The 16006-nt window shown below is 71.0% G+C and carries 15 protein-coding genes; 9 read left to right on the top strand and 6 right to left on the bottom strand.

The genetic code is table 11. The annotated features are described in order from the left end of the window. Positions 1-4: 4 nt before the first annotated feature. Positions 5-511 (bottom strand): ATP-binding protein, encoded by a 507-nt coding sequence (locus tag KME78_RS32700; RefSeq protein ID WP_219533258.1) that lies wholly within the window; start codon positions 509-511, stop codon positions 5-7. Between the two features lie 176 nt (positions 512-687). Between KME78_RS32700 and KME78_RS32695 the strand changes: the two genes are divergently transcribed. The 6 genes from KME78_RS32695 to KME78_RS32670 all read left to right on the top strand — a co-directional run bounded on the left by KME78_RS32695 (position 688) and on the right by KME78_RS32670 (position 4117). After that, complete coding sequence (locus tag KME78_RS32695) at positions 688-1554, top strand: Sco1979 family transcriptional regulator (RefSeq protein ID WP_504740167.1); 867 nt, start codon at positions 688-690, stop codon at positions 1552-1554. After that, entirely contained in the window at positions 1555-1791 is a 237-nt protein-coding gene (locus tag KME78_RS32690) for a DUF397 domain-containing protein (protein WP_219533257.1), read from the top strand. Between the two features lie 87 nt (positions 1792-1878). Continuing rightward, the gene (locus KME78_RS32685) at positions 1879-2136 is read left to right on the top strand and encodes a hypothetical protein (RefSeq protein ID WP_219533256.1); all 258 of its coding nucleotides are present in this window, start codon (positions 1879-1881) and stop codon (positions 2134-2136) included. A 47-nt stretch (positions 2137-2183) separates the two neighbouring features. Continuing rightward, positions 2184-2942, top strand: a complete 759-nt coding sequence (locus KME78_RS32680) for a hypothetical protein (protein ID WP_219533255.1) — start codon at positions 2184-2186, stop codon at positions 2940-2942. Between the two features lie 21 nt (positions 2943-2963). Continuing rightward, positions 2964-3851, top strand: coding sequence for a maleylpyruvate isomerase mycothiol-dependent enzyme family protein (locus KME78_RS32675; RefSeq protein WP_219533254.1), 888 nt, complete (start codon positions 2964-2966; stop codon positions 3849-3851). After that, positions 3851-4117 (top strand): RNA polymerase sigma factor, encoded by a 267-nt coding sequence (locus KME78_RS32670; RefSeq protein ID WP_219533253.1) that lies wholly within the window; start codon positions 3851-3853, stop codon positions 4115-4117. Before KME78_RS32675 ends, KME78_RS32670 begins: the two co-directional genes overlap by 1 nt. Positions 4118-4138: 21 nt before the next feature. Here KME78_RS32670 and KME78_RS32665 read toward each other — a convergent pair whose 3' ends face one another. Continuing rightward, positions 4139-4723 carry a histidine phosphatase family protein gene (locus tag KME78_RS32665; RefSeq protein ID WP_219533252.1) on the bottom strand — a complete coding sequence of 195 codons (585 nt, stop codon included), beginning with the start codon at positions 4721-4723 and terminating at the stop codon, positions 4139-4141. A 59-nt stretch (positions 4724-4782) separates the two neighbouring features. Here KME78_RS32665 and KME78_RS32660 point away from each other — a divergent pair, with 59 nt between their 5' ends. Further along, positions 4783-5751, top strand: coding sequence for a zinc-binding dehydrogenase (locus KME78_RS32660; protein ID WP_219533251.1), 969 nt, complete (start codon positions 4783-4785; stop codon positions 5749-5751). On the opposite strand, the gene KME78_RS32655 is transcribed toward KME78_RS32660, so the two are convergent. After that, positions 5741-6652 (bottom strand): TIGR03621 family F420-dependent LLM class oxidoreductase, encoded by a 912-nt coding sequence (locus KME78_RS32655; RefSeq protein WP_308127225.1) that lies wholly within the window; start codon positions 6650-6652, stop codon positions 5741-5743. The two genes, KME78_RS32660 and KME78_RS32655, sit on opposite strands and share 11 nt — an antisense overlap. Positions 6653-7581: 929 nt before the next feature. Continuing rightward, complete coding sequence (locus tag KME78_RS32650; RefSeq protein WP_219533249.1) at positions 7582-8436, bottom strand: hypothetical protein; 855 nt, start codon at positions 8434-8436, stop codon at positions 7582-7584. Positions 8437-8551: 115 nt separating this feature from the next. Here KME78_RS32650 and KME78_RS32645 point away from each other — a divergent pair, with 115 nt between their 5' ends. Together KME78_RS32645 and KME78_RS32640 are read left to right on the top strand one after the other, a co-directional pair. Further along, positions 8552-12910: a cation-translocating P-type ATPase gene (locus KME78_RS32645; RefSeq protein WP_219533248.1), complete on the top strand. Its 4359-nt coding sequence runs from the start codon at positions 8552-8554 to the stop codon at positions 12908-12910. Positions 12911-12915: 5 nt separating this feature from the next. Continuing rightward, on the top strand, positions 12916-13089 hold the full coding sequence (locus KME78_RS32640; protein WP_219533247.1) for a hypothetical protein: 174 nt from the start codon (positions 12916-12918) through the stop codon (positions 13087-13089). Between the two features lie 18 nt (positions 13090-13107). Here KME78_RS32640 and KME78_RS32635 read toward each other — a convergent pair whose 3' ends face one another. Next, positions 13108-14748, bottom strand: a complete 1641-nt coding sequence (locus tag KME78_RS32635) for a hypothetical protein (RefSeq protein ID WP_219533246.1) — start codon at positions 14746-14748, stop codon at positions 13108-13110. Continuing rightward, a complete protein-coding gene (locus tag KME78_RS32630) occupies positions 14745-15830 on the bottom strand; it encodes an exo-alpha-sialidase (protein ID WP_219533245.1) in 1086 nt (361 codons plus the stop codon). The genes KME78_RS32635 and KME78_RS32630 overlap by 4 nt, the downstream gene beginning before the upstream one ends. Positions 15831-16006 lie beyond the last annotated feature (176 nt).

Raw genomic sequence — 16006 nt, 5'->3', positions numbered from 1 at the left:
CCGGTCAGGAGAGGACTGCCCAGACGATCTTCCCGTGGGGCGCGAGTGCGGACCAGCCCCATCGATGGCTGAGCGATTCGACGATGTGGAGTCCGAGGCCGCCGGTGTCGAGAGGGCCAGGGTATCTCAGCGTGGGCACCGAGGAGCCTGGATCGGTGAAGGCGCTGGTAACCAGCGGGCCGCGGCGCACCAGGGACATGTGGACCGGGCGCTGGCAACGGCCCTCGGCCAGGTGTAACCCGTGCCGCAGCGCGTTGGTCGCCAACTCGGAGACCACCAGCTCCATGTTCTCGACCAGCTCGCCGAGCCCCCACGCCGTCAGGGTGCCGTTGGTGTAGCTGCGGACGGCGTGGATCGAGGACGGCGTGGGCGGGAGCACGAACGTGGCGCTCCTGGCCGGCCCTGGAACCAGCAGGTCACGCGCGGCCTCCGGCCACCACCCGACCGGGGGCCACCAGTCGAACGTGGTCCACTGGCCCTGCGTCACCGTGGTGGATTGCACATTGATCATTCTGGAGCAAACTCTCGTGCAGGTGCAAGAGCGAATGCACGTGCAGACACCGCGTGCAACCGCTACCTTTGCCTCAAAAGGTCAATCGGTGGGAAAGGGGATCTTGTCCGCGGCATATGATCTTTCGGCCGTGGAGTGACAGACTGTGTGCTAAGGAAACGACCAAGGAGCAGCACGTGTCCCTCGATCCGCCCGGTTCAGGTTCGACCGTTCGGCGCATCATGCTTGGCGCCAGTTTGCGGCGGCTGCGTGAAGCCAGCGAGCTCACCCGCGACCAGGCCGGATTCCACATCCGGGCGTCCGAGTCCAAGATCAGCCGTATGGAACTCGGTCGCGTCGGATTCAAGACACGCGATGTGGAGGACCTGCTCACCCTGTACGGCGTCGTCGACGACGCCGAGCGCCGTGCCCTGCTGGAGATGGTCCGCGAAGCCAACACCCCCGGGTGGTGGCACAAGTATTCAGCCGTTCTGCCCGCGTGGTTCACCACGTACGTGGGGTTGGAGGAAGCAGCCAGCGTGATCCGTACCTATGAGGTGCAGTTCGTGCCTGGCCTGCTGCAGACGGCTGCTTACGCACGCGCGGTATACCGACTCGGCAACCCCGATGAGACCCCTGGGCAGATCGAGCGCCGCGTGCATCTGCGCATGCAGCGACAAGAGCGCTTCACGCAGAAGGACGGCCCGCGACTGTGGGCGGTCATCGACGAAGCGACCCTCAAGAGGACCATCGGCGGGCGGGAGGTCATGTCCGAACAGCTTCAGCATCTGCTGGAGGTCGCCGCCCTTCCCAACATCACCATTCAGGTGATGCCCTTCAGGTACGGCATGCATGCCGCTGAAGGTGGCGCTTTCAGCATCTTGCGATTTCCCGAGTCCGACTTGTCGGACGTTGTCTATGTCGAGCAGCTCTGGGGTGCCCTGTACCTGGACAAGCGTGAGGACATCGATCCATATCTCACGGCTATGGAGCAGTTATGCGTGGAGAGCACCACGCCAGGGGGCACAGTCGAGCTCATCGGCGGTCTTCTCAGAAAGATGTAGATGAAGCAGACCTATAACGGCATGCCCGCGGCCGACCTCAAGCAGGTCGCCTGGCGCAAGAGCCGCTACAGCAACTCACAGGGGAACTGCGTCGAACTCGCGAAGCTCCCCGACGGCGGGGTGGCGGTGCGAAACTCGCGCTTCCCCGATGGCCCGGCCCTGATCTACACCCGCGACGAGATCCGGGCCCTCGTGCTCGGAGTGAAGGATGGGGAGTTCGACGGCCTGATGGTGTAACAGGCTGTTAACCTCCGGCGCGGCTCCTTAACGGAGGCGCGCCGGAGACGTAACCGCCCTGCCTCCTCCGGCCTCCATGATCGAGACATGCTCGACCAAATGACCCTCTATCCGATCGCCGACGACGTGCTCTTCGCACCCGGCGGCAAGGTCGTGATACGCACCTACGGCGTCGCGCCCGCGGCCTCCGGCGGTGCCGTCTCCTATCGCACCTGGGTCACGGGCGTCCGTGACCAACCGCGTTACTGGCACTGGGGACACTTCGAGGACGCCGCCTCCGGGCACCGCAGAGTGCTGGAGTGGCTGACGGGGAGGGGGCCGCAGCCTACCCAAGCGGTCGCTTGATCAGCTAGGGTGGGGGCCGAGCAATCGCTTGGTCAAAGGAGCCCTGGATGCGGCGTGGGATCTACCTTCTCGAAGAGGTCGACTTCCGGCCGATGAACTCGCGCCGGCCGATGGAGTACCTGACCTGGCTGACCCGCTACAAGCGCGAGGACGAGGCCCGCCAGGCGCCCACGCTGACCTCCGGCATGTCCATCAGATCCCGCGAGATCGACCTGGCCGGCGCCTTCTACGCCGTGGGCATCACCGGCCACCCGCAGTTCAAGGCGGTCACGTTATGGGACTGCCACGGCGGCTGGGACGGCGGCTGGCGCCAGATGATGGAGATCTATCAGGGGGTGGACGAACGCCTGTTCCTCTCCGACATCGATGACCTGCGCTTCTCCGCGTTCTCCCGCCCGCTCGGCGCCGTGCCGGGCTGCCCGGACCTGAGCGAGGTGGACACCGCCGAGTTCTACGTGTTCGAGAGCGCCCGCGTACGACCCGGCGCCGCACTCGACTACCTGGAGGCGGTCCGCACCGAACGCGCCCCGCTGCTGGCCGAGCACGGCCATCACCTGGTCGGCCTGTACGAGGTCCTGTTCTGTGACACCGAGGCCGTCACGGTCTGGGGCGTGTCGCTCGACGACCACCTGAGGACGCAGCGGGCCCGTGACGCCGCCCTCGGCCTCGACGACGAGGTGCCGCCCGACCCGCGCCTGCTCGACTGGGCACGGCGGGCCCGCGACTTCCTCGACGGGCCGTGGCGCGAGACCCTCCTGTCACCCTTCCCCGGCAGCCGTCTGGCGCCCGGAGGCGCATCGAGTTAGCGTCGTGCTGCGGAGGTAGCCATGACGGACTCGTACCTCTCTAACGGACAGAGCTCCGACGACCACGTCGCCTCGTGCCCGGACTGCAGCGCGGCCATCGCGCTCCTCGACGCGCCGGGTGAGGCGATCGCCCCACCTCCCAGACTGCGCGAGTCGATGCTGTCCAAAGCGCGGCTGCGACGCAGCCCCGCCGAGACCGCGGTCGCCGCCGTGGCCTTCCCCTACGCCCAGCAGGTGGCGCTCATGGACGAACTGCTGGGCGAGCTGAGCGTGGCGCAGTGGGAGGCGCCGCTGGCCAAGCACGGCACCGTACGCGGCATGGTCGAGCACCTGGCCGCCAACGACGCCAGGGTCGCGGCCTTCATGGGCCTGCCGGCCGTCGCCCGCCTGCCGGTCCACCGGCGCTGGCGCGAGCAGGCCGGATCCCTGCTCGAACGCGTCTCCGGCAGCCCCGGCCTGCTGCTCGGCGTCGAAGTGGAGCTGGCGGGGACCGGCACCCGCCCGGCGCGCGGGCCGCTGCGGCACGCGATGATCCAGCGGACGTTCGAGACCTGGACGCACGCCGACGACATCAGGAGCGCCACCGCCAGATCCGCGGCGTCCCCGGACGGCGAGCACGTGCGCATGATCGCCGAGTTCGGGCTGGCCCTGCTGCCCAAGGCCGTCAAGGGACCGCGCCGCGACGTGGCCGCCACCGTCGTGCTGACGGGTGCCGGCGGCGGCACGTGGACGGTCCCGCTCTCGCCGACGCCGGACCGCGTCGCCGTGCTGGTGTCGGCGGACGCGGTCCACTTCTGCAAGCTGCTGGCCGGCCGGTGGCCGCCGGGCTCCTTCCCGTACGCGGCCGAGGGCGATCCCGCGCTCGCCCGCGAGCTGATGCGGGCCGCGGCCACGCTGGGGTGTGACTGATGGCCGCCGACCTGGACCTGCACGCCCGCCTGGTCGCGGGCGACCTCGACGCGCTCGCCGCCGCCTATGACGAGCACAGCCCGTTCGTGTACGGGGTGGCGGTCAAGATCACGGGGAGCCGGGCGTTCGCCGAGGAGATCACCCAGGACGTGTTCGTCGCGCTGTGGGAACGGCCGCTGTCGTACGAGCCCCGGCACGGCTCGCTGCGCGGCTGGCTGGTGAGCAAGGCGCTGCACGCGTCGGCCGTACGGGCTGAGGTCGGCTGACCGGCGCTTTCCTGTGCTGGGTCAGGTGACCGGGGCGTTCCAGGTCGTCACCACGGGTTCGGCGTGTTCGAAGCCGAGCCGTGAGTATGTGCCGGTGTCGAGCTTGAGCAGGCGGCCGTCGGCGGGCGGCAGGCCCAGCCAGCGGGCCGTCAGCACGCGCAGGAAGTGCCCGTGCGCCACCAGTGCCACCCGTCCCTCGGCCGCCTTCGCCCTGGCGATCACCCGGTCGGCCCGCGCCCCGACGTCGGCCGCGCTCTCGCCGGGGTGCTCGGCGTCGCCGGGGATCACGCCGTCACGCCACAGGTACCAGCCCGGATGGGTCTCCCGGATCGTCGGCGTGGTGATGCCCTCGTAGCCGCCGTAGTCCCACTCCCACAGATCCGCATCCACCTCATACGTCTGCAGCCCGGCCAGCTCCGCCGTGCGGCGGGCCCGCTGGGCGGGGGACACCAGCACCAGATCGAACGGCACCTCCTTGACCAGCGGCGCCAGCGCCCGCGCCTGCTCCTCGCCGGCGGACGTCAACGGCACGTCGGTGCGGCCCGTGTGCTTGCCCGCCGTGCTCCACTCTGTCGCGCCATGCCTGAGCAACACCATCTCATCCATGCCCCCCATCATCCGGCACGGTTGACCTCAACCATGGTTCAGGTAGCAGGCTGGGAGGCATGCACACGATAAGGCTCCATTCCTACGGTCCCGCCGAGAACCTCCGCTATGAGTCCGTCCCCGACCCCTCCCCAGGCCCCGGCGAGGTCCGCATCGCCGTACACGCCATCGGTGTGCACTTCATCGAGACGCTGTTCAGACGGGGCATCCCCGTCGGCCCGCACCCCGCGCCCGACCTGCCCACGACGTTCGGCAGCGAGGTGGCGGGGGTGGTCGAGTCGGTGGGTGCCGGCGTCGACACCGGCCTGGTGGGCAGCCGTGTGGTGACCGGCGAGGTGACGTCGGGCGGCTACGCGTCCCTCGCCGTCGCGCCCGCCGCCGGGCTCGTGGTGCTGCCGGACCGGCTGGAGTACGGTGCGGCGGTCGCCATGCACACGACCGGCGCCACCACGCTGGGCGTGCTGGAGGTCGCCCCGGTGACCGCCTCGGACGTGGTGCTGGTCATGGCCGCCGCCGGCGGGATCGGCACCCTGCTCGTCCAGCACGCCCGCCGGGTGGGCGCGACGGTCGTCGGCGCCGCGGGCGGCCCCGCGAAGGCGGCCCGGGTCCGCTCGCTGGGCGCCGACCTGGCGGCCGACTACGACGCGCCCGATTGGGCCGACGTGGTGCGGGAGTCGATCGGCGACGTCACCGTCGTCTTCGACGGGGTGGGCGGCAAGCTCGGCCGGGCCGCGTTCGAACTCCTCGGCGAGGGCGGGCGGCAGGTCGTGTTCGGGCAGGCGTCGGGGGAGTGGTTCCACCCTGAGGAGGCCGAGTTGAAGGCCCGCGGTGTGACCTCGTACGACGGCATCGGCTACCTGCTCAGCCGCGAGGGCGGCCGCGCCGACCTGCGGGACCGGGCCCTGGAGGCGGCGGCGAACGGCGAGCTCACGCCCGCGGTCCAGTCTTTCCCGCTGGCGGAGGCCGCCGCCGCCCACGCGGCCTTGGAGAGCAGGAACACCATGGGCAAGGTGATCCTCATCCCGTAGCGAGCTCCTCGACGATCGGGGTGAAGGCGTCGAGGTCGCGCTCGTGATGCACCACGAAATACGAAATATCGTGCTCATCCCGCCAGTGGCGGAGTTTGTCGACTATGTCGTGATGGGTTCCGAGGAGTACCTGGGGCGTCTCGTCCAACTGCGAGGTGTCGGCGGCGCTCCAGGTCTCCTCCGGCTTGCGCACGCCCACCTGGACCACGCTCGTGCCCAGCTCTAGCCGGTCGTAGCGGTCGCCGGCGGCCGCGCGCACCGTCTGGAGCTTGTCCAGGAACGCCTGCCGCCCGCCGTCGCTCCCGTCGGGGCCAGAGCCGTCGGCGCGTACTCGCATCCCCAGGTTCACCACGTCGGCCTCGCGCGCGGCCAGCCGCAGCATCCGCGGCCCGCCCCCGCCGAGCAGAAGGCGCGGATGCGGCCGCTGCACGGGCTTGGGCTGCTGGTCGAGCGCCTGTAGCTGGTAATGCTTTCCATCGAAGCTGAACGGCCCGTCACCCCACAGCCCCTTGAGCACGGCCACGGCCTCACCCAGCCGCTCCACCCGCACCCCGGGCGACTCGAACCGCAGACCCGCCCGCTGATAGTCCTCCGCCATCCAGCCGGTCCCGAGCCCGACGTCGAGCCGACCGTCGGACAGCACATCGAGGGTCGCCGTCTCCTTGGCCAGCACGGCCGGATGCCGGAAGTCGTTCGCGAACACGAGGGTCCCCACCCGCAGGCGCGTCGTGGCACTCGCGGCGGCGGCCAGCGCCGCCACGGGAGCGAACCGCGGCCCGACCAGGTGGTCGGGCACGAGCAGTACATCGAACCCGGCGCCCTCCAGCCGCCTGGCCCTGTCCGCCCACGCCTTGCCCGACTCCGCCCGCCGCACCACCGCCCCGAACCTGAACCGCCGCACGTGCCACCTCATTTACCTTGATTTGAGCAAGCGCTTGTATGTGTGATGTCGCCAGCTTAAAGCCGATCACCCCACACGGCACCACCCGCACCCCCTTCGCACCCGTCCGCGCCACCTATCCGCGTCCGCCGCCCGCGTCCGCTGTCCGTGTGCGCTGCCTTGCCCGCCACTCGCGTCTGATCCGCGTCTGTCGTCCGCGTTCGGTGTCGGGTCATCGTGGTGGCTCGTGCTTGCCGACGGTGCCCGTGGCTGATCCGCCGTTCGCCGCCCTGTCGTGCCTGCCGTGCGTGCTCGCCGTGTCTACCTGAGGTTCGGGCCTTTCTTTCCTTTACGGCACGGCCTGGCCAGCCGCCACCCGCCGTTCGTGGCTGGGGGCCTCCAGGAAAACGGCCGCTGAACCCGCACGTGGCCGGGCGCCGTTACGTGCGCATCGTTGACCGTCTGCGGGGTTTTGGTGCCGAGCGCTACCTCGTTGGCGGCTGATGCCCCGGCCCTCCGGTCGAGGGTGTTTTGCGGAGTCGTGCCGTCTAAAGCGGATGGAGTGTCACAAAGCGGATATATGACCATAAAAGTAGGTGCGAGGCTCTTGTTTGTCGTATGAGGCTTCGCGAAGGATCGAAGGATGAAGGTTGTCTAGGTGCTCGTAGTGCGTCGGTGGGGGCCGGAGTACGCAAGGGGCGTCTGACGTCCTCAAATGGGGGAGGAATCATGGCCGTTGCCCAGGCTCGAGCGAGCTCGTCCAAAGAGCTTTCGCTTGACATGCCGGTGTTGAGCATCAAGGTCCGCCCATCGGATCTGCGGATGCCGCACGTCGGGATGCCACACATCGGGATGCCGCATCTGGAAATGCCGCGCATTTCCCGGCAGGAGGTTGGCCATGCCGTGGACGTGGCCCGGACGCTCCTTCCTCCGCCCGAGCGCATCGCCTACTACGGCGCGCTCGGCGTGCTCGCGGCGTTCGGGGTGCTCGAGTGGCCGGTGGCCGCCGCCATCGGCACCGGGACACTGATCGCGCGGCGCGGATGGCAAGGAGGGAGCGGGTCACCCGCCCGCAGGGCGCAGGGATCCCAGGCCGCCGAGCGACCCCGCACCGCGACCGCCGAGACCACCACGACCACGGCGCCGAAGCGCACTGCCGCATCGAAGGGCGGCACCACGACCGCAGCGCCGAAGCGCGCCACCGCGTCGGCCGCCTCGTCGAGGCGTGCCACCGCGTCCGCCGCATCGAAGCGCACTGCCGCGTCGAAGGGTGTGACCTCTTCCACCGGCCCGTCGAAGGGCGGCACCTCGACCGAAGCGCCGAAGCGCGCCACCGCGTCAGCCGCCTCATCGAGGCGTACCACCGCGACCGCCGCATCCAAGCGCACTGCCGCGTCCAAGGGTGTCACCTCTTCCACCGCCGCGTCGAAGGGCGCCACCACTTCGGCCGCCACGTCGAGGCGTGCCACTGCGTCGAAGGGCACCACCTCGGCCGCTACGTCGAGGCGTGCCACTGCGTCGAAGGGTGCTACCACTTCGGCCGCTGCGTCGAGGCGTACCGCCGCGTCGAAGGGCACCACCTCGGCCGCCACGTCGAGGCGTGCCACTGCGTCGAAGGGCGCTACCGCTTCGGCCGCTGCGTCGAGGCGTACCGCCGCGTCGAAGGGCACCACCTCGGCCGCCACGTCGAGACGCGCCACTGCGTCGAAGGGCGCCACCGCCTCGGCCGCCGCGTCGAGGCGTACCGCCGCGAGCACCGGCGCCTCGACGAGGGCCTCCCGGCGTACGGCCGCCTCCTCCACCACGTCACGAGGCGGTCGGAAGAGCGCCGCCGGGCGTGCGCGGTCGGGCGGGTGAGGTCCGGGTTGCCCCGAGATCTGAGCAGCCTGCGTGCCTGGACGGGTCCGCCAAGGAGGCGACATGTGGCCGTTCTCCGTTGACACCGTCCTGAGCATGCTCCCCGAACCGGTGCGGAGCATGCTCCCGCGCCCACGCCGGATACAGAAGTGCGCGGGCGGAGTCCGCGTGGAACTGCGGCACATCGGCGGCCCTGGCACGGACCGGGTCGCGCGGGCCCTCGAAGACCGGCTGCGCGCGGTCGGCATGGACCGGGCCGAGGTGAACGGCGCGCTCGGCTGCGTGTTCGTGGGCTGCGACGCGGACACGGCCGATCTGGACAAGCTCGTGACCATCGTCGACGAATTCGATGTGGACGGCGGTCAAGCCGGTGGCCCACTGGCGCTCGACGGCGTGGAGCAGCAGGCCCGCGCCGCGGTGAGTCTCAGCCTGCACCTCGTCGGCACCGGGCTCGCTCTGGCCGGGCAGGTCGCCCGCCTGCCGAAGCTGTCGCCGGCCGTGCCCGCCGTACTGTCGCTGGCCGAGCACGCCCCGCGGATCCGCCGGGAGCTGGAGCGGCACCTGGGCAGGCCCGCCGCGGACGCGCTGGTCGCGTCGTCGCGCGTCGTCACCCAGACGCTGGCGATGCGGCCCCTGTCGATGTTCATCGACTCCGTCGCCGCGGCCGGCCGCTACATCGACTCGTGCGCCGGGCGCCGGGCCTGGGAGCTGCGCGAAGAGGAGTTCGCCGACGCCGACGGCGCCTACCGCCACACCCGGGTCGCCGGGCGGCCCCGTCCTGTTCCGCTGCCGCACGGGCCCATCGAGCGGTACGCCGACGCCGCGAGCGCGGCCACGGTGGCGGGGGACGCCGTCGTCACCTTGGTCAGCCGCGATCATCAGCGCGGGCTTTCCACGCTCGTCACGGGAATCCCCAAGGCCGCGCATGTCGGCAGGGACGCTTTCAGCAGCGCCTTCGTACGTGCCCTCGCCAAACGCGGCGGGATGGTGCTCGACCGCCACGCGCTGCGCCGCATGGATCGCGTCGACACGGTCGTCCTCGACGCCGCCGCGTTGACCACGGGCGCGTGGACGATCGACGGTGTCATCCCGTTCGACGCGGACCAGGACCTGGACGAGTTGCACGCGCGGCTCTACACGCTGGTCGACCTCACCGATCCCACGGCTCCGCGCGAGCGTGACGGATGGGCGGTCAAGCCGTACTCGGCGCCGCGCGAACCCACGGAAGTGCGGAAGTGGCGCCGGCAGGGAGTACGGCCGGTCAGCGTCTCGCGGCAGGGCGTCCCGATCGCGCTGGTCGGGCTGGCACCCGAACCCCACGCGCTGGCCGAAGCCGTGGCCGCCGCCGCGAAGGGCGTGGGCACCGTGATCCTGGCCGGCGGGGAGGCGAGCCTGGGCCTGCGACTCGGGGTCGACCGGGTTGTAGACGGCGGCTCCCGGCTGGTCGCGTCGGTGCGGGCGCTGCAGTCCGAAGGACACATCGTGGCCGTGGTGTCCCGTACGTCGAGGCGTGGCCTGCGTCAGGCTGACCTCGGCATCGGCGTGCTCAGGGGAGCGCGGCGCGTGCCGTGGGACGCCGACGTGATCAGCGATCTCGACGGCGTCCACTTGCTGCTGCGCTGCGTGCCGTACGCGAAGAGCGCGAGCAGGCGCAGCGTACGGTTGGCCGCCGCGGCGGGGGTCGTCGGCGCGGGCCTGGCCGTTCTCGGCCCGGCCGGGACGGCGGTCGCACGGGCGCACCTGATACGCGACTGCACCTCGATGGCCGCCCTGGTCACGGGGGAGTGGGCGGGACGCGAGGTCAGGCGGACGGCGCCGCCGGTGGACGCCGACCGTACGCCGTGGCATGCGATGGCGGTGCCTGACGTCCTCGACCTGCTGCGCACCTCGCCGCACGGGCTGAGCGAGAAGGAGGCCGCGCGTCGCAGGACGAAGCCGGCGCGGCCGGATTCCACCGGGCCCACGTCCTTGGCCATGGCGTCGATGGAAGAGCTCGCCAACCCGTTGACACCGGTCCTGGCCGCGGGCGCGGGCCTGTCGGCCGCGGTCGGTTCGGTGCTGGACGCCGTGCTGATCGGTGGCGTGATGGTGGTCGACGCCGTCATCGGCGGGGCGCAACGGCGCGGCGCCGACCGGGAGCTGCACCGTCTCACCGAGATCACCGCCGTGCGGGTACGGCTGCGCAGGCCCGGCGGCGGCGTCTCCGGCGTCGCCGACGACCTCGTGAAGGGGGACGTGATCGAGCTGCGCGCCGGCGACGCCGTACCGGCCGATGGCAGGCTGATCCAGGCGTTCGGCCTGGAGATCGACGAGTCCACCTTGACCGGCGAGTCGCAGCTCGTGGTCAAAACAGAGACGCCCACCGCCGCTGCCGCCATCGCGGATCGCCGATCGATGGTGTACGAGGGCACCACCGTCGCGGCCGGTCACGGTCTGGCAGTGGTGGTGGCGACAGGGGAGGAGACCCAGGCGGGCAGGACCGCCAGACTGGCCCCCGACGGGCCGCTGGTGAGCGGCGTGGAGCTGAGGCTCCGCAGACTGAGCCGCAGGATCCTGCCCGCCGCGATCGGGTCGGGCGCGTTCCTGATGGTGCTGAACCTGCTGCGCGGCTCACCCCTGTCCGCGGCTGTCGCCCCCGCGGTGAGCCTGGCGGTCGCCGCGGTCCCCGAAGGGCTGCCGTTCATCGCCACCGTGGCCGAGCTCGCCTCGAGCAGACGGCTCTCCAAACGCAATACGCTCGTCCGCAACCCGTCGACGATCGAGGCCCTGGGCCGGGTCGACGTGCTCTGCTTCGACAAGACGGGGACCCTGACCGAAGGCCGCATCAGCCTGCGCCAGGTGTCGGACGGAGACCACGCCCGGCCACTTGAGACATTGACGCCGGAGCTGAAGGGGATCGTCGGCGCGGCGCTCCGGGCGGGACCCCGCTTCGAGGGCGGGCGGGCCATCCCCCATCCCACGGACCGCGCCGTCGTGGAGGGCGCCGCCAAGCTGCACATCGCGCCCAAGGACGGCCTGCGGGAGTGGCACCGGGTCGACGAGCTGCCCTTCGAACCCGCGCGCGGCTACCACGCGGTGCTCGGCCTGTCGGAGTCGGGCCATCTGCTGAGCGTCAAGGGAGCCCCCGAGGTCGTGCTCGACCGTTGCACCCACCTGATCCGCGGCGCCCGGCCCGTCCCCATGAGCGCGAAGAACAGGCGCGAGCTGGAGAAAGAGGTGGACAGCCTGGCGTTGCAGGGGTTCCGCGTGCTCGCCGTCGCCGAGCGCCGGGCGTCCAGCCGCGCCGATCTCGACGAGGCCCGCATCGAGCGCCTGTGTTTCCTGGGGTTCCTCTGTCTGGCCGACCCCGTCCGGCCGACGGCGAAGCGGAGCGTCGAGGGACTGATGCGAGCCGGCGTACGAGTCATCATGATCACTGGCGACCATCCGAGCACGGCCGAGGCCGTCGCCGCCGAGATCCACGTTCTGAACGGCCAGCGGGTGATGACGGGACCCGAGCTGGAGCGGCTGGACGACGACGCCTTGATCGCGGTGCTGCCCGAGGTGGCGGTGTTCGCGCGGACCACGCCCGAGCACAAGGCCCGCCTCGTCTCCTGCCTGCGGCGCATGGGCAAGGTGGTGGCCGTCACCGGTGACGGGGCCAATGACGTCCCCGCGATCCGGCTCGCCGACGTCGGCATCGCCCTCGGGCCGCTGGCCACCCCCGCCGCCCGGGCCGCCGCCGACATCGTCGTGATCGACGATCGCATCGAGACGATCATCGACGCGATCTCCGAGGGCCGGGCGATGTGGGGCTCCGTCCGCGACTCGCTCGGCATCCTGCTGGGCGGAAACGTCGGAGAGATCGCCTTCACGGTCGGCTCCAGCCTGCTGTCCAGGCGCGGCGCGCTGAACGCCCGCCAACTGCTCCTGGTCAACCTGCTCACCGACATGCTGCCCGCCATGGCCGTGGCCGTTCGCCCACCGGACGACGAAAGCCCGGAGCGGCTGCTCGCCGAGGGGCCGGAGGTCTCGCTCGGCACCGCCCTGACCCGCGACATCTACGTACGCGCCGTCACCACCGCCGCGGCGGCGACCGCGGCGTGGCTGCTCGGCCGGATGACCGGCACGCAGGGCCGCGCGTCCACCGTCGGGCTCATCGGTCTGGTGGGAGCGCAACTGCTGCAGACGCTGACCGTGGGGGGCCGGGATCGGATGGTGTTCCTCGCGGCAGTGTCGTCGCTGGCCGCCCTCATGGTGATCGTCTCTGTCCCCGGCCTCAGCCAGGTCTTCGGCTGCCGTCCCATCGGCCCGTTCGGCTGGACCATCGGCCTGGGCTGCGCCGTCGTGTCGGCGCTGGTCGCCACGCTGATGGAGCGGGCGAGCGCCGGGGAGTCACCAACGGTTCACCAAACGGACACCATGTTTACGACTGAATCGTAACATTTATGGCGAATTATCTCGCTAACGGTGGATTTAGTGATGTGAGGTACTCGGTGTCCGAATTTCTGGCCTCTGTGCTCGCGAAGGCGGCCATGATGCTCCTGCAAGCGTTGATCACGCGTATCGTCCAGGCCCTCGTCACGTCCCTCATCGGCCGCGCCGCCTTCTCCCCGGCCTGAGCCCCGCCCTGGTGGGGCCTAGAGGTTGACGTCGCCGCACAGGTGCACCTCGACGCCCAGGCGGTGGAAGAACGCCGCCTTCGCGAGGAGCGCCTTGTCGGCCGTGGCGGCGTCGGGGGCGTAGGCGATCTGGACGTGGTTGGCCTTGTGCCGGGCCATGAACTGGTCGCGGGTGACCCCGTGGTGGACGACGTGCGCGATCGGCCACTCCGGGTTGGTCGCCGCCCACCGTCGCTCGGTCTCCTCCTCGGGCAGCTCCACGACGGAAGCGCGGCCGATGTCGAGCTGGAGGCGGGCTTCGGCGATGTAGAGGCGAGACCAGACGATCTCCCCGGGCCTGCTCACCCCCTTGATCGTGCCGCCGCCCGCCGGGAAGTACATCGGGTTCTGCCGCAGGCTCACCGCGCCCGTGTACCCGCCCTTCAGATGGGACGGCGGGACGGAGCCGGAGATCTCGTAGACCCAGACGAAGTCGTCACCGTAACGCTCACCCCAGCGGACGTCGTGCAGCGTGGTCGCGGGGTCGAGGCCCATGGCGGTCCACACCCGGTTGGTCACCAGCGCGTCCGCGGCCACGCCCTCGTCCGCCTCGTTGAAGTGCGGCAGCGGGGCGTCGTCGTAGAGCACCCGAGTGCCGTCACGGCTGGTCACCGGCGGGCGGACGACGTTGTTGAGCAGCCCTTCCGGCAGGTCGGATGCCGGGGTGAGGTCCTTCAGCCCCTGCTGGTACTGGATCCCGACGGCGTCCAGGCCGAAGTCGTCGGCGATCCGCAGCGCGGCGACGTACATCTTGCACTGCTCACGCAACTGCCGGTCGGTGAGCTCCGTGGCCTCGTCCGTGCCGGTGGCGAACCGCATTCCGGCGGCGGCGAGCCAGTCGCGCACGGCCGTCGCCTCGGTGTCCGGCACCTTGAGCATCTCGGCGTACAGGGCGCTCTGGGACAGCCGCTCCTTGTAGATGCCGAGGGGATTGAGCAGCTCATCGTCGATGATCGCGTTGTACATGCCCATGCAGCCCTCGTCGAAGACGCCGATGATGGCCTTGTCGCGCAGCAGTTCCTCGGCCAGCGCGACGCCGAGCTCGGCTTCCGGGCCGGGCGGCAGCGGCGGCAGCGGGCGGACGTGCGAGGCGTCGTGGTCGATGTGGCCGGCCTGTACCCAGCTCGCGATGCCGTCCAGGAAGTAGCGGTCGGTGAAGTCGACCGACCAGATCGTCGAGTACGGGCGGCCCATCTTGGTCAGTCCCGCGTTGAGGCCGAGCAGCCCGACCAGGCCGGGCCAGGTCCCGTCGAAGTTGGCGACGGTGAGGATCGGGCCTTCGTGGGTGCGGAGGCCGGCCAGCACGTGGTGGCTGTACTGCCATACGGCCTCGGCGACGATGAGCGGCGCGTCGGCCGGGATGGTCTTGAAGACCTCCAGGCCCATCCGCTGGCTGTCGATGAAGCCGTGCCCCTTGGCGGGATCCGCCTCGTTCGCGCGGACCACGGTCCAGCCGAGGTCACCGAAGGCCGAGGCGACCGCCTTTTCGAGGGCTTCCTGGGCGGGCCAGCCGGCGACGTTGGCCGCCAGGCGCAGGTCGCCGCTGGCGATCAGGTAGGCGGTGCGCGGCGCGGCGGAGCGCTCCGGGCGGGCGACAGGCCGGCGGTACGGGCTGGTCATGGCGTGTTCGGCTCCAGGTCGGCGAGAGGCAGCCGGGCGAGGACGATTCCCCGGCGCTGCCAGGTGTAGGTGAAGAGCAGGTGTTCGGAGGTGACGACCGCGGCCGGGTAGCTGTACTCGGCGACGCCGCTGGTGACGACCCCGGCGTCACCCGGCGTGAAGCCGGTGCCGGAGCTTGTGCCGGGGGCGGCGCCTGCGCCCGTGCTCCGGGCGGGGCCGGGGTTCAGGAGTCGCGGGACGGCCGGATCGATGGAGACGGCACCGTCGTCCACGATCGGTCCCGCGTGCCAGGTCAGTCCGTCGTCGTCCGACAGTGAGATGACGAGCGGGCAGCGGCTGCCCCACGACTCGGTGGCCGGGTTGTGCACGCAGGCCACCCGGCCTGACGGCAGCGTGACCGCGGTGAGGCCGCTGTTGTTGTTCGGCAGGCCCGTGGGCTCGGCGGGTGTCCAGGTGCGCCCGCCGTCGGCGGAGACCGAGCGGTACGCCCGGCCCTCGGTGCTGCGCATCAGGGCGACAGGACCGTCTGCTCCCCACCACAGCGTGGGCTGGATGTGCCCGGCGCCGGTCAAGGCGGCGTGCTCGACCGGAATCGGGCACTGCGTCCAGCTCAGCCCGCTGTCATCGGACACGTCGACGAACGGATCCCAGCGGGGCCGCTCGCCCCACTGCTCCGTCGAGCCCGGCGCCAGCCAGCGCAGGCCGCCGGGAGCGAGCAGCGGCGGGTTCTTGACCGGCCCGCGGCCGCCGGACCGGTCTCCCGGGACGAGTTCGCGGACCGGCTCCCACGTGGCGCCGCCGTCGTACGACCGGGTGACCAGCGTGACCCACTCGGAGATGCGCGCACCCGCCTTGCAGAACAGCCACAGGGCACCGTCCGGCCCCACCGCCAGCACCGGGTTCCAGTGCGCGACGGCCCTGCCGGTGTCCAGGGTGTGTATCCGGCCGTCCCTGGCGATCCGGATGCGGTTGTCGGGCGTCCCCTCCCTGGTCCCGGCGAACCACGCGACCACGGGAACGCCGTCCACGACCGCGAGCGTGGACGCATGGCACTGCGTCCAGCGCGGATCATCAACGGTCACGAACTCCCGGCGAACCCCGGCGGCTTCCCTGAGGGTCCCTGCGTCTTCGCGGCGGATGTGCGCGTCTTCGCGACGGGTCCCCGCGTCTTCGCGACGGATCCCCGTGCCCTCCCCGTGAAGCCCCGGCACCTCCCCGTGGGTCCCTGCGCCGTCGGCCGAGCTCACGTGATCGTGGT

Source organism: Nonomuraea guangzhouensis (assembly GCF_019396345.1).
GTDB classification, from domain to species: Bacteria; Actinomycetota; Actinomycetes; order Streptosporangiales; family Streptosporangiaceae; genus Nonomuraea; species Nonomuraea guangzhouensis.
This window is presented reverse-complemented; position numbering and strand designations above follow the sequence as displayed.

Coding starts and splice junctions, on each gene's coding strand:
- KME78_RS32700 (WP_219533258.1), bottom strand. CDS start 511: ATGATCAATGTGCAATCCACCACGGTGACGCAGGGCCAGTGGACCACG.
- KME78_RS32690 (WP_219533257.1), top strand. CDS start 1,555: ATGAAGCAGACCTATAACGGCATGCCCGCGGCCGACCTCAAGCAGGTC.
- KME78_RS32685 (WP_219533256.1), top strand. CDS start 1,879: ATGCTCGACCAAATGACCCTCTATCCGATCGCCGACGACGTGCTCTTC.
- KME78_RS32680 (WP_219533255.1), top strand. CDS start 2,184: ATGCGGCGTGGGATCTACCTTCTCGAAGAGGTCGACTTCCGGCCGATG.
- KME78_RS32675 (WP_219533254.1), top strand. CDS start 2,964: ATGACGGACTCGTACCTCTCTAACGGACAGAGCTCCGACGACCACGTC.
- KME78_RS32670 (WP_219533253.1), top strand. CDS start 3,851: ATGGCCGCCGACCTGGACCTGCACGCCCGCCTGGTCGCGGGCGACCTC.
- KME78_RS32665 (WP_219533252.1), bottom strand. CDS start 4,723: ATGGATGAGATGGTGTTGCTCAGGCATGGCGCGACAGAGTGGAGCACG.
- KME78_RS32660 (WP_219533251.1), top strand. CDS start 4,783: ATGCACACGATAAGGCTCCATTCCTACGGTCCCGCCGAGAACCTCCGC.
- KME78_RS32645 (WP_219533248.1), top strand. CDS start 8,552: ATGTGGCCGTTCTCCGTTGACACCGTCCTGAGCATGCTCCCCGAACCG.
- KME78_RS32640 (WP_219533247.1), top strand. CDS start 12,916: ATGGCGAATTATCTCGCTAACGGTGGATTTAGTGATGTGAGGTACTCG.
- KME78_RS32635 (WP_219533246.1), bottom strand. CDS start 14,748: ATGACCAGCCCGTACCGCCGGCCTGTCGCCCGCCCGGAGCGCTCCGCC.